The organism is Pseudomonas sp. Irchel 3E19 (assembly GCF_900187585.1).
Classification (GTDB): Bacteria; Pseudomonadota; Gammaproteobacteria; order Pseudomonadales; family Pseudomonadaceae; genus Aquipseudomonas; species Aquipseudomonas baetica.
Genome location: NZ_FYDT01000024.1, coordinates 43,844 through 56,137, shown reverse-complemented (window position 1 = coordinate 56,137; position 12,294 = coordinate 43,844). Strand labels below are relative to the sequence as shown.

The window sequence follows — 12,294 nt, the reverse complement described above, 5'->3', positions numbered from 1 at the left end:
CAGCCTGCGACAGCTCCTACATTGGAATGAGTTCCCTCTGTAGGAGCTGCCGCAGGCTGCGATCTTTTGATTTACGCTGTCAGTCCGTGCCGTATTTCGGCGAGCGCGGCCCATACAGCAGCCCCGCTGGATGTCCGGCCGACAACAGACGATTGCTGGCCACACCGGCAATCGGATAACCGGCATCGGTGGAGCTGTTGATGATCTGCTTTACCGCCGCCGTGATCAGCATGCCGATCAGACCGCCACCACCGTTGTTGTTGCCCTCTTCACTCGACGCCCGAGCGGAGCCGGTCCACAAGGTGGTGCCGGACTTCAGGTCGACCAGTTTCGCCGTCGCCGTCACTGCAGTTTCGCTGCTGATGACCATGTAACGCGTACCGTATTCGGTCACGGTGATGTACAGCGCCGCATCGGCGCCGAAGATTTCCTGCAGTTTGTTGGCCGGCGCCTGATGAATGTCATCCGGGGTGGTCAGGCCGTTCTGGCGGAAGGTTTCATCCACCAGCGTGATCGGCAGCACGTAGTAACCGGCCTCGGCCAGCGGAAACGTCACCTGTGACAACAGGCTGTAAGAGGCCTTGACGTCCGGCGAGGTGTTCAGCGGCGGCAGCACCAGAATGCTTTTCGGGCGTGCCTGTTTGTACGCCGAATAATCCACGCTCTTGGGGGCCACACAGCCACCGAGTACGGTCAGCGCCAAAGCCGCGCCCAGCAGTTTTACTGCACGCGAGATCATTGCGCAGCTCCGCTCTTGGCGTTTTTAAGCAGAAAATCCATGTAGGTGCCGGACTCGGGGAACAGGGTCTTCTCGGTGCGCAGTTGCTGCACCATCTGATCGTCCTTGCCCATGCTCAGGTACAGCAGACCGAGGTGCGCGTGGTAACCCGGCGGCACGGCTTTGCCACTGGCGCGGATCTTTTGCAGATCGGCTTCCAGCGCTTCGGCCTGGGCTTCTGTCGGCGTTTCGCTTTTGAAGTATTCGTAGACCTGCGGTTGGTAGCCTTCCCACTGGTACAGGGTTTGCGGGCTGCTGCAACCGGCCAGCAAGGCGCTGGCGGCCAGCGTCAGGGCCATGAGTGGCCGAGACAGAGAAAGATTCATTGCGTGTTGCTCCTTGCGATGGGCGTCAATCAGTTGCCCGGTTTCCAGGCACCGGCGTTCATGCCATCAACCAGACGATTGATCGCCTCGCGCATGGCCAGATCGAGGACTTTGCCGTTGAGGGTCGAGTCGTAGGCAGCGGTGCCGCCGAAGCCGATGATTTCGCGGTTGGACAAGGCGTATTCGCCAGCGCCCTGAGTCGAATACACCACTTCGGAGGTGCTGATGTTGACGATATTGAGGTTAACCTTGGCGTAGGCCACCTGAGTCTTGCCGCGACCGAGAATGCCAAACAGCTGGTGGTCGCCAGTTTCTTTGCGGCCGAACTCGGTGACGTCACCGGTGACCACGTAATCGGCACCCTTGAGGCGCTGGGCCTGGCCCTTGATTGCTGCTTCCTGCTGGATTTCGCCCATGTTGTCGCGATCCAGTACGGAGAAACGGTTGGTCTGCTGCAAGTGCGTGATCAGGATGGTCTTGGCCTGACCGCCGAGACGGTCGACGCCATCGGAGAAAATCCCGCGCATGTAGCTGGAGCGGTTGTCGAACTTGCCCACTGCCATCGGCACGCGAACGCCGGTCCAGACTTGCGTGGCGCTTTCCACCTTGGCCACCGGCAGTGCGCGGGAGCTTTCGTTGGCGCAACCGGCAAGCGTGCTGGCCAGTGTGCCAAGCACGGCAATCGCAAGGCCTGAGACCAGCATCCGGGAGATCTTTCTCACTGGGTATTCCTTATTGAAAAACGGTATGTCCCGGCACAGCAACGCGGTGGGGGAGCGGAAAAGGGGCGGCATTATGACAAAGTGCCACTACTGGCGACAGTTTTTTTTGACGCCTGCAAATTGGCTTTTATTTCCCTCGCGTCACATCGCAACAATCAAATACCTCCACCTGCGGCAGCTCCTAAGGTGTGATGTGGTGTTGACCTTCTTGTTTTTTGAGGGGTTGTCAACTGTCAGGTATGACAGTTTACGCCCCAGTATCTTAGGCATAGCTTGGGGTTGCTGCTGGACACTATTTTTATCAAGGGCACTCGCTGCCAAGGAGCTTCACATGCTGACGGAACACGCTCTTCCCCATACCAAAACCAATCCTTCCTCTGGCACCGTAGCTGCCGAGGTGCAGGGTGAATCGACGTTCAATGCCGACGGCCTCAACTTCGCCTACGACTACTACACCACCGATAAAAAACTGCGTCTGACCCTCAGCGCCGTTCAGACCATTGAAGGCAAGCAAGGGAATAAGGTCATCAGAGGTCTTGAAATGGTCTTCAATTCCGACATTGTCAGCGGTACCCACTCCATCAAGGACGGAAAGTTTTCGGCTACCTGGTGGAAAATGTGGGCCAATGGCGACGACACCCTGTTCCATACGTACAACGCGGACGACGGGTCCATCACGCTGTCGTTTGATCACGAACAGGAACTCTACGAAGGCAATTTTTCCTTCGAGTCAAAAGGACCGGGCCCTGCCAGTGCAATTATCAAGTCGGGGAGCTTCTCGATCGAAGGTCGGGATAACTTCACGCTCTAACCGCTGAATACCTGTAGGTGCTGCCGCAGCCTGCGGCAGTTCCTTCGGAGATTCAGGGGGAGTCAGTGGAAATCGCGGCTCTGCACGCGGATGCCGTTGAGCAGTGGACTCAGGTCGCTCAGGCGTCCGGCGATCAGGTGGCGCACGTCGCCTTGGCGTTCCCAGCGGCCATCGACCTTGAGCAGTTGCGAGCCGACCAGCACCTGGCGCTGACGCTCGGCCAGGTCGCGCCAGACCACCACGTTGACGTTGCCGAACTCGTCTTCCAGGGTCACGAAGGTCACGCCGCTAGCGGTGCCCGGTCGTTGTCGGCCCGTCACCAGCCCGGCGACGCTGACCGGTCGCCCGTGTTCAACGTCGAGCAGTTCTTGCGAACTGCGGCAGCGCAGGGCCTTCAACTCGCCGCGCAACAACGCCAGCGGATGCGGCCCCAGCGTGGTGCCGACAGTTGTGTAATCGGCGTGCAGATCCTCGCCGACGCTGGGTTTTGGCAGCATCACATCGGGTTCTTCCTGACTCGGCAAACCGGCAAACAGGCCAAGCTGTTTCTGCACCCCGGCCACTTCCCAGCGCGCCCGGTGACGATGACCGGCCAAACCGCGCAACGCCCCGGAATCCGCCAGCAATGCCTGCGCCCGACTGTCGAGCGCGGCCCGCTCGCCCAGATCGGCGACATCGGCGAATGCCCCGCGCACCCTTGCCGCTTCGATACGCCGGGCATCGTCCTCGCGAAAGCCCTTGATCATGCGCAGGCCCATGCGGATCGCCGGTTGTGCGCCGCTGATCGGTTCCAGGCTGCAATCCCAGTCACTGGCGCGTACATCCACCGCACGGATCTGCAACTGATGCCGACGCGCATCCTGCAGAATCTGGTCCGGGCTGTAGAAGCCCATCGGCCAACTGTTGATCAGCGCACAGGCGAACGCCGCCGGTTCGTGGCACTTGAGCCAGCAACTGGCGTAGGTCAGCAAGGCGAAACTGGCCGCGTGGGATTCGGGAAAACCGTAACTGCCAAAGCCTTTGATCTGCTCGAAAATCTGCGCGGCAAACTCTGGCGTGTAGCCGTTTTTCTGCATGCCGGCGGCGAGTCGTTCCTTGTGCGGCTCAAGCCCGCCGTGGCGTTTCCACGCGGCCATGGAGCGGCGCAACTGATCGGCTTCGCCGGGGCTGTAGCCGGCAGCGACGATGGCGATCTGCATCACCTGTTCCTGAAACAGCGGCACGCCGAGGGTTCTTTCCAGCACGACCTTGAGTTCCGGCGACGGATAGGTTTCCTCTTCTTCCTTGTTACGACGGCGCAGGTACGGATGCACCATGCCGCCCTGAATCGGCCCCGGGCGGACGATGGCCACTTCGATCACCAAGTCGTAGAACTTCGCCGGTTTCAGCCGTGGCAGCATCGACATCTGTGCGCGGGATTCGATCTGGAACACGCCGATGGTGTCGGCGCGACTGATCATCTCGTAGGTCGGTTTGTCTTCGGGCGGAATCGTTGCCAGTGTCAGGTCCAGATGGCGATGACGGCGCAGCAGATCGAAACAGCGGCGAATCGCGCTGAGCATACCGAGCGCGAGGATATCGACCTTGAGCAGCCCGACCGCATCGAGATCGTCCTTGTCCCACTGAATGATCGTACGATCGACCATGGCGGCATTTTCCACCGGCACCAGACTGTCCAGCGGCTGTTCGGAAATCACGAAACCACCGGGGTGCTGCGACAGGTGCCGGGGGAAGCCGATCAGTTGCCCGGTCAGGCTCAGTACCCGGCGCAACACCGGGCTGTCCGGGTCGAAGCCACCTTCGAGCAAGCGTGCCCGCGGCGGCGTTTCATCGCTCCAGTGGCCGCAGCAGTCAGCCAACGCGTTGATCTGATCCGGCGGCAGGCCCAAGGCCTTGGCCACATCGCGCACCGCACCGGCGGCGTGATAGGTGCTGACTACCGCTGTCAGCGCCGCGCGATGACGGCCGTACCGGCGAAACACGTATTGCAGGACTTCTTCGCGGCGCTCGTGCTCGAAATCGACGTCGATGTCCGGCGGCTCGTTGCGCTCCTTGGACATGAAGCGTTCGAACAGCAGCGTGGTGCGATCCGGGTCGATCTCGGTGATGCCCAAGGCAAAACACACCGCCGAGTTGGCCGCCGACCCCCGGCCCTGACAGAGGATGTGCTGCTCACGGGCGAAGCGCACCACGTCGTGTACGGTGAGGAAGTAGCTTTCGTAGCCGAGTTCGGCGATCAGTTTCAGCTCATCGTTGATTTGCGTGAGCACTTTGGCCTGCGGGCCTTTCGGCCAGCGCCAGGCGATGCCTTCTTCGGTCAGGTGTCGTAGCCAGGAACTGGCGCTGTGGCCATCGGGCACCAGCTCTTTGGGATATTGATAACGCAACTGGCCCAGATCGAAGGTGCAGCGCCGGGCCAGATTGACCGACGCTTGCAGCAGTGCCGGCGGATACAACTCGCGCAACACGTCGAGACTGCGCAAATGCCGCTCGCCATTGGGGTGCAGGCGCAAACCGGCCTCGGCCACCGGCACGTGATGACGGATCGCCGTCATGGTGTCCTGCAAGGCGCGCCGGCCACGGGCGTGCATGTGCACATCGCCACTGGCCACGGGCGGAATTTGCAACTCAGAGGCCAGACTCAGTAAATCCGCCAAGCGCCGCTGATCGTCCTGCCCGCGATGCAGTTGCACCGCCAGCCACAGCCGTTCGTCGAAGGTTTGCCGCAGCCAACGGCCCTCCTCGACCTCATCCACCGCGTCCGGCACCCACAACGCCAGCAACCCCGGCAGCGCTGCGCTGAAGTCCTCGCGCAGCACTTGGTACTGGCCCTTTTGCGTACGCCGCCGGGCGCGGGTGATCAAGCCGCACAGCGCCTGATAACCCTCAAGGTTCTCCACCAGCAGCACCAGTTTCGGGCCGTTTTCGATGCGGATTTCGCTACCGATGATCAGCGGCAGCTCAACGGATTTCGCCGCTTGCCAGGCACGCACAATCCCGGCCAGGGTGCATTCGTCGGTGATCGCCAGCGCTTGATAGCCGTGCTTTTTCGCCCGTTGGAACAGCTCCAGCGCACTGGACGCACCGCGCTGGAAACTGAAATTCGACAGGCAGTGCAGTTCGGCATAGCCATCGCTCATGCGAACCAGCCTTGCAGCCACAACGGCCCGCCCTCGCCTACGGCCCGATAAGCCCAGCCCTGCTGGCCGGCGCGGTTCTGGATCAGGTAATAATCGCGGCGCACATCGTCACCGTCCCACCAGCCGGACTCGATGCGCTCCGGGCCCATGAGGATTCGCGCCGAACCTTCTGCCACGCTTTGCGGCTCGCCCAGCAGCCAGCCAGGACGCTGGACGCTCGGCAAACCGGCGCAACGGTGTTTGTCGACGCCGTTCTGCCACGCGCATTCCGGTCGATGATCCGCCTGAAAGCGCAGGCCCTGCACCGCGTCATCGCCCAGCCGCGCGCGCAGGCGTTCGCGCAATTGCTCCCACGGCAAGGTCTGCTGCGGACGGTCGTCGAACAGTTCCTGAAACTGCGGGACGAAACTCGGCAGATCTTCGGCGCGCAAACGAAAACCACGCACCGGCGCTTCAACCTGCACCTGTTCCAGTCGCCCACGGGCCAGTTCAAAAAGCATCGCTGGATCGCGTTCGGCACTGAGCAGGCCGACCTTGATCAAGGTGTCCGGCAACCCGGCGTGCTCCAGATGCAGGTCGAAACGCTGTACGCCGCTGTCGCGCCCACAGAGAAATGCCGACAGATCGCCGGTCAGGCGCCGCAGCGGGAATAACAAGGCTTGATGGGATTGCACGTCGAAGTTGAGTTCGATGCGTACATCGAAACGATCCGGCGGCAGATAGAACGCCAGCGCCAGCGGTCGCGCACCGAACAGGGTGTCGAGGTGTTTGAGCATCGGCGCTTCGAAGCGCCGCGCCAGCGCCTGGCGCGGCAGGCTCTGCACCTGACTGAGATTGCGCAGGCCCATGCGCGACAACGCCGTGGCCACGTGCGGCTCCAGCCCCACGCGGTCGATAGGCAACTGCCCGAGGTGATGCTGCAAGGCTTCGCCGTCCGGCACCACCAGGCCGTCATACGCATTGGCCAGGATCCGCGCCGCCACCGGGTTGGGCGCAGCGACGATGCGATGACGGAAACCCAGATCGGTCAGTTCCTTGCGCAACCGCGCTTCGAACTGCGCCCAGGAACCGAACAGGCCAAGACTCGATTCGATCTCGAACACCACGGTGCGCGGGTAATGCACGCTGACCTGTGAGCTGAAACGGTAGGCCCACGCGGCGAGAAACTGCTGCCAGTGCTCAACCTCGGCCACCTCGTAATCGGCAGTGACAAAACCTTTGCTCAGGGCTTGCGCGGCGGTCATCGACTGGCCGGGACGCAAGCCGAGTTGGCGCGCTGCCGGATTGACCGCTTGCAGCACCCGACGCTGGGCCGGGCCGCTGAGCAGCACCAACGGCTCATCGGGATCGGGCCGCTGACGTAACACCGCGTCGAGGGCCAATTGCGGGAACAGGATACAGACCCAGCGCATGACGACCTCAGTGACCCACGGTAAAAGCAATCGGCGCCGTGCGTGCCAGTCCGCCACGGCACTTGAGCACGCGCAGTTGGGCAGGTTTTGCATCGATGGCAATGCGCAGCGCCGCCGGCGACGGGTTGACCGCTTCGCTCAACGGTCGCCAGGCAAAGGCCAGGGTCTGGCCGGTTTCCGCGGCCACCTGCAAACGCCGCAACGCGCGGTCATCAGCCTTGTGCGGCCAGCACAGCACCGCGCCGCAACTGCCCGAACGCAGGCATTGTTCCGCCGCCCACAAGGCATCGCGCTCACTGGCCTGGATCACCGACAACTGGCGCAGATCGACCCCGGCGTTTTCCCACGCCTGCGGGTACGGCACGAAGGGCGGCGCCACCAGCACGATGCGCTCGCCCGCCGCCGACAGCCTTGCCAGCGTCGGCCACACCAGTTGCAACTCCCCGACACCGGGGCCGGCCAAGAGGATTTCGCTCAGTGCCGCTTCCGGCCAGCCGCCGCTGGGTAGCGCTGCGTCCAGCGTGGCATGCCCGGTCGGTTGCGGGCTGGCGGCCGGTGGCGCTGGCCGGCCCTTCCAGACCTGGCCGCCATTGAACAGCGTATCCAACGCAATGACGGCGCCCATCAGCCTTGCCTCACCAGACCGCAGAACACCCCTTCGATGGCCAGATCCTGATCATCACGCACGACAATCGGCTGATACGCCGGGTTGCGCGGCAGCAGCCGCACCTCATTGCCGGTGCGCTCGAAGCGTTTGATGGTGACTTCACCGTCGAGCCGCGCCACGACGATCTGGCCGTTGAGTGCCTCGGGGTTGCGTCGCACGCCGACCAGATCACCGTCGAGAATGCCGTCTTCGATCATCGAATCGCCCTGCACCCGCAGCATGTAGTCGGGTGTGCGGGAAAACAGCGCCGGGTCGAGCATCAGGCGGTTATGAATGTCGGCGTCGGCGCCAATCGGCGCACCGGCGGCCACGCGGCCAAGCACGGGAATTTCCAGCAACTCCGGGCGCGCCGGTTGCCCGAGCAAACGAATGCCCCGGGCCTGATGCGGATTGACCTCGATGAACCCGGCTTCGGTCAGCGCCAGCACATGCTTGCGCGCCACGCTGCGCGAGGCAAAACCAAAAGCCTCGCTGATTTCAGCGAGGCTTGGGGGCTGACCGTGTTCGGCGATGCGTTCGCGGATAAAGGTCAGAATGGCGGTACGGCGGGGAGTCAGGTTCGTCATGGAGTACATTTGTACTCCTGTCGGATTTTCCTGACAAGCACCGCCAGTCGGCCCACCCCACCTTGATCGTTCCCAACGCAGAGCGTGGGAACGATCAAGTCAAGTGAGACCGCGTTCGGCAAGGAAGGCGGCGATGTAATCGATAAACGCCACCACTTTCGCCGTAGCCCGTCGATGGCTCGGGTACACCGCCAGAATGTGCGGGCCGAAGCTGTCCGGGTCGATCTCATAGTCGGCCATGACCCGCACCAGTCGCCCGTCAGCGATAAACGGCGCAGCGCTCCACAAGGGTGTATGCAGTAAACCGCGCCCGGCCAGGGCACTGGCCAGCAGCAAGTCATAATTGTCACTGCGCAAGCGCGGCGCTGCGGGTTGCGGCAGGCTGAGACGCTGGCCGTCACGCTCGGCCCACCAGAATTCGCGGCTGAGCAACGGGTGCCGGTACAACAGCCATTCATGCTGATCGAGCGTCTGCGCAGTCACCGGCAAGCCCTTGCGCGCCAGGTACTCAGGGCTTGCACACAAGGCCAGGCGATTGCTGCCGACTACCCGCGCAATCAGCCCCGGCAGGTCATCGTGTCCTTCGCGCAAGGCCAGGTCGTAGCCGCTTTCCAGCAGATTGACGAACGCGTCGCACAGATCCACTTGCAGACTGATCTGCGGATACTGCTGCAGAAAGCCGTCGCACACCTGATCGAGAAACGCCCGGCCATAGGCCAGCGGCGCGGTGATTTTCAGGCTGCCGCGCAAACCGTGCTGCAACTGCTCGATTTCCTCACTGGCCTCGTCCAGACGCTGCAATACCAGCCGTGCGGTTTCCAGATACACCCGGCCGATCTCGGTCAGCAAAATCCGCCGCGTGCTGCGCTCGAACAAGCGTGCGCCGAGTTCGGCTTCCAGGTGATTGACCGCTTTGGTCAACGCCGACGGGGTTTTACCCAGTTGCTCGGCGGCGCGGCTGAAACTGCCGAGTTGCGCCGTGACCACGAACATTTTCAATGCACCCAACTTGTCCATGCTTTTTCCATTCAGGCAAAAACGTTTTTCGTGAGGAAGGCGTTCTGTCGGCCGTTGCCAGCCACTAATCTGGCCATCAGACGCAATAACAAGGAAATCTTCAATGAAAAGATTCATCCCGAATCTGCTTGTCGCTGCAGTAAGTTTTGCCTCGATGGAAGCCATGGCCGCGGCCGATCTGGTGCTGCTTAACGGCAAGATTTTCACCGCCGACCGCGCTCAACCCAAGGTGCAGGCGCTGGCCGTGGAGAACGGCAAAGTGCTGAAAGTGGGCACAGACGCGCAGATCAAAACCCTGATCGAACCCGGCACTCAAGTGATCGACCTGCAAGGCAAAGCGCTGCTGCCCGGTCTGATCGACAGCCATTCCCACGCGATTTTCGGCGGACTGGAAATGGTCTCGGCGAACATGGAGGATGAAGTCGTCGCCCTCGACGAACTGGAAAAACGCCTGCGCGCCTGGCGCGACGACGGCAAGGCCCGGCATGGCGATGTGCTGAGCATTGCCGGCATGAGTTCGGCGTATTGGGCGCAGGCCGATGCGCTGGGCAAAACCTTCAACAGCGGCGAATGGGCTAACGTGCCAGTGGTGTTCACCGGCAGCGACCACCATACCGCGTGGGCCAACAACGTCATGCTCAAGCGTGCAGGCATCGATGCTGCGCTGCTGAAAAGCTTGCCGGATGCCGAGAAAGACACGATCGGCAAACGGGCGGACGGCGAACCCAACGGCTTTCTGGTCGACGCCGGTTGGGATCGGGTCGCCTCGAAAATGCCGGTACCGAGCCCCGCCGCCATGCTCGAAGCGGCGAAATCGGCAGTGCGCTACAACAACAGCCTCGGCATCACCGCCTGGATGGACCCCGCCGCCAACGCCGCACCGGGTGAGCCGGTGTTTGCGCTCAAACCCACGGAGAAAACCGTCGGCGTCCTGCCGGCCTACAAGGCGCTGTCGCAAAGCGGTGAGATGAGCGTCCACGTCGCGGCGCTATTGGTAGCCAACTCGAAAAGTGTACCTGCCGATCTCGATACCCTCGACAAGGTGCGCCAGCAGTTTCAGGGCATCCCCAACCTCACCCTGCCCGGCATCAAGATCTTCGCTGACGGCGTGATCGAATACCCGGCGCAGAGCGCGGCGATGATCGACCCGTACAGCAACTCGCACAAACAGGGCGAATTGCTCATCGATCCGCAGCATTTCGGCGAACTGGTCAGTGCCATCGACCAGCGCGGCTGGCGGGTGCACATCCACGCCATTGGCGACCGCGCGGTGCGCGAAGCATTGAATGGCATCGCCCAGGCACGCCAGGATCGACAAAGCGGCGTGACGCACTCGATCACCCACCTGCAAATGGTCAATCCGAAAGAGTTCGCCCGTTTCAAGCCGCTGAACGTGATCGCCTCGATGCAACTGCTGTGGGCCAGCGCCGACGACTACACCACCGACATGATCAAGCCCTACGTCAGCGCCCTCGCCTTTCGCTATCAATACCCGGCGCATTCGCTGCTCAAACAGGGCGCGACGATTGCCGGCGCCAGTGACTGGCCGGTGTCATCACCGAACCCGTTCAACGCCATGGCCCAGGCCATCACCCGCGTCGGCCCGTTGGGCGTGCTCAATGCCGACGAGCGTCTGGACCGCGAAACCATGTTCTACGCCTACACCGCCAATGCCGCGCGAACCATCGGCCTGGAGCAGCAGATCGGCTCGCTGACACCGGGCAAACAGGCTGATTTTATCGTGCTGGATCGTGACGTGTTCAGCGTCGACGACAAGGCCCTGCACGACACCCAGGTGCTGCAAACCTGGTTCGCCGGCCGTCAGGTTTACACCGCCGCCCAATAACATCACCCACTTTTGTGGGAGGGGGCTTGCTCCCGAAAGAGTGCGGTCAGACAACACTTCGCTATCTGACACACCGCTTTCGGGAGCAAGCCCCCTCCCACAAAGTGTTCGGCCTGCCCTCCCATAACAATCACAACACCGGGACTTCACATGAAAGCCTTGCCTCTGTTCGCCCTGAGTTTTTTGAGTGCGCTGCCGTTGAGCAGCTTTGCGATCCCCTTGAACGACGACTTCGCCGTGCTGGTCGATCTGACCCTGGCCAGCGACTACCGCACCCGCGGCATCTCGCAAACCCAGAATGATCCCGCCGCGCAGGCTGGTTTGACCCTGGCCCACAGCAGCGGTTTGTACCTCGGCGCCTGGAGTTCCAACGTCGACTTCGGCGGCGGTCTGAAAACCCGGCAGGAAGTCGACTACTACGCCGGCTGGCTGTGGCAGGCCAGCGAAGCCGTCAGCCTGGATCTGGGCTACCTGAAATACGCCTATCCCAGGGAAAGTCAGTTCAACCAGAGCGAGGTGTACGCGATTCTTGGGGCTTACGGGGTGAAGCTCGCGGCGTATTACTCCAGTGATGCGCCGGGCATCGACAGCAAGCAGAGCTCGCTTTACAGCTATGTCAGTTATGAAACCGAATTGCCCTTCGATTCGGGGCTGAAGCTGCGTTACGGCAATATGGATTTCAAGGATCCGCACTTGTACTCGACGTCCGGGCAGGCGGAGGACAGTTATCGGGAATGGGAAGTCAAACTCACCCACAATCTGGCCGGCGTGGTGCTGGGCCTGAGCTACATCGATACCGATCTTTCGCAGACCCAGTGCCTGAGCAATTGGGGCTTCAAGGATGTGTGCACCGCCACCGTTGTCGCCAGCGTCAGCAAATCCTTCTGACACAGTAACCCCCCTGTGGGAGCGGCCTTGCTCGCGAAGGCGGTAGGTCATCAAAATATTATTCGACTGACACAACGCTTTCGCGAGCAAGCCCGCTCCCACAGTTTCGATCTGCGCCGGG

The 12,294-nt window shown here is 61.9% G+C and carries 11 protein-coding genes; 3 read left to right on the top strand and 8 right to left on the bottom strand.

The annotated features are described in order from the left end of the window. Nucleotides 1-79: 79 nt before the first annotated feature. The 3 genes from CKW18_RS16505 to CKW18_RS16495 are packed head-to-tail and all read right to left on the bottom strand — an operon-like array spanning nt 80 to nt 1,808. Complete coding sequence (locus CKW18_RS16505; RefSeq protein ID WP_095189769.1) at nt 80-739, bottom strand: DUF799 domain-containing protein; 660 nt, start codon at nt 737-739, stop codon at nt 80-82. Next, nucleotides 736-1,104, bottom strand: a complete 369-nt coding sequence (locus tag CKW18_RS16500; protein WP_095189768.1) for a DUF4810 domain-containing protein — start codon at nt 1,102-1,104, stop codon at nt 736-738. Before CKW18_RS16500 ends, CKW18_RS16505 begins: the two co-directional genes overlap by 4 nt. Before the next feature lie 29 nt (nt 1,105-1,133). Continuing rightward, the gene (locus tag CKW18_RS16495; RefSeq protein WP_170947270.1) at nt 1,134-1,808 is read right to left on the bottom strand and encodes a CsgG/HfaB family protein; all 675 of its coding nucleotides are present in this window, start codon (nt 1,806-1,808) and stop codon (nt 1,134-1,136) included. Between the two features lie 349 nt (nt 1,809-2,157). Between CKW18_RS16495 and CKW18_RS16490 the strand changes: the two genes are divergently transcribed. Continuing rightward, nucleotides 2,158-2,637, top strand: coding sequence for a hypothetical protein (locus CKW18_RS16490; RefSeq protein ID WP_095189766.1), 480 nt, complete (start codon nt 2,158-2,160; stop codon nt 2,635-2,637). Nucleotides 2,638-2,699: 62 nt separating this feature from the next. Here the strand turns inward: CKW18_RS16490 and CKW18_RS16485 are convergent, their stop codons facing one another. From CKW18_RS16485 to CKW18_RS16465, 5 genes are all read right to left on the bottom strand, one after another. Then, nucleotides 2,700-5,777: an error-prone DNA polymerase gene (locus CKW18_RS16485; RefSeq protein WP_095189765.1), complete on the bottom strand. Its 3,078-nt coding sequence runs from the start codon at nt 5,775-5,777 to the stop codon at nt 2,700-2,702. After that, nucleotides 5,774-7,189: a DNA polymerase Y family protein gene (locus CKW18_RS16480; RefSeq protein WP_095189764.1), complete on the bottom strand. Its 1,416-nt coding sequence runs from the start codon at nt 7,187-7,189 to the stop codon at nt 5,774-5,776. Before CKW18_RS16480 ends, CKW18_RS16485 begins: the two co-directional genes overlap by 4 nt. A gap of 7 nt (nt 7,190-7,196) precedes the next feature. Further along, entirely contained in the window at nt 7,197-7,814 is a 618-nt protein-coding gene (gene imuA / locus CKW18_RS16475; protein ID WP_095189763.1) for a translesion DNA synthesis-associated protein ImuA, read from the bottom strand. Further along, nucleotides 7,814-8,431 carry a transcriptional repressor LexA gene (gene lexA, locus CKW18_RS16470; protein WP_095189762.1) on the bottom strand — a complete coding sequence of 206 codons (618 nt, stop codon included), beginning with the start codon at nt 8,429-8,431 and terminating at the stop codon, nt 7,814-7,816. The genes imuA and lexA overlap by 1 nt, the downstream gene beginning before the upstream one ends. Nucleotides 8,432-8,521: 90 nt before the next feature. Continuing rightward, a complete protein-coding gene (locus CKW18_RS16465; RefSeq protein WP_095189761.1) occupies nt 8,522-9,439 on the bottom strand; it encodes a LysR family transcriptional regulator in 918 nt (305 codons plus the stop codon). Nucleotides 9,440-9,542: 103 nt separating this feature from the next. On the opposite strand from CKW18_RS16465, the gene CKW18_RS16460 reads away from it, so the two are divergent. Both CKW18_RS16460 and CKW18_RS16455 read left to right on the top strand, forming a co-directional pair. Next, complete coding sequence (locus CKW18_RS16460; RefSeq protein WP_095189760.1) at nt 9,543-11,285, top strand: amidohydrolase; 1,743 nt, start codon at nt 9,543-9,545, stop codon at nt 11,283-11,285. Nucleotides 11,286-11,435: 150 nt separating this feature from the next. Further along, the gene (locus CKW18_RS16455; protein ID WP_095189759.1) at nt 11,436-12,173 is read left to right on the top strand and encodes a TorF family putative porin; all 738 of its coding nucleotides are present in this window, start codon (nt 11,436-11,438) and stop codon (nt 12,171-12,173) included. Nucleotides 12,174-12,294: the final 121 nt, after the last annotated feature.

Coding starts and splice junctions, on each gene's coding strand:
- CKW18_RS16505 (WP_095189769.1), bottom strand. CDS start 739: ATGATCTCGCGTGCAGTAAAACTGCTGGGCGCGGCTTTGGCGCTGACC.
- CKW18_RS16500 (WP_095189768.1), bottom strand. CDS start 1,104: ATGAATCTTTCTCTGTCTCGGCCACTCATGGCCCTGACGCTGGCCGCC.
- CKW18_RS16495 (WP_170947270.1), bottom strand. CDS start 1,808: ATGCTGGTCTCAGGCCTTGCGATTGCCGTGCTTGGCACACTGGCCAGC.
- CKW18_RS16490 (WP_095189766.1), top strand. CDS start 2,158: ATGCTGACGGAACACGCTCTTCCCCATACCAAAACCAATCCTTCCTCT.
- CKW18_RS16485 (WP_095189765.1), bottom strand. CDS start 5,777: ATGAGCGATGGCTATGCCGAACTGCACTGCCTGTCGAATTTCAGTTTC.
- CKW18_RS16480 (WP_095189764.1), bottom strand. CDS start 7,189: ATGCGCTGGGTCTGTATCCTGTTCCCGCAATTGGCCCTCGACGCGGTG.
- imuA (WP_095189763.1), bottom strand. CDS start 7,814: ATGGGCGCCGTCATTGCGTTGGATACGCTGTTCAATGGCGGCCAGGTC.
- lexA (WP_095189762.1), bottom strand. CDS start 8,431: ATGTACTCCATGACGAACCTGACTCCCCGCCGTACCGCCATTCTGACC.
- CKW18_RS16465 (WP_095189761.1), bottom strand. CDS start 9,439: ATGGACAAGTTGGGTGCATTGAAAATGTTCGTGGTCACGGCGCAACTC.
- CKW18_RS16460 (WP_095189760.1), top strand. CDS start 9,543: ATGAAAAGATTCATCCCGAATCTGCTTGTCGCTGCAGTAAGTTTTGCC.
- CKW18_RS16455 (WP_095189759.1), top strand. CDS start 11,436: ATGAAAGCCTTGCCTCTGTTCGCCCTGAGTTTTTTGAGTGCGCTGCCG.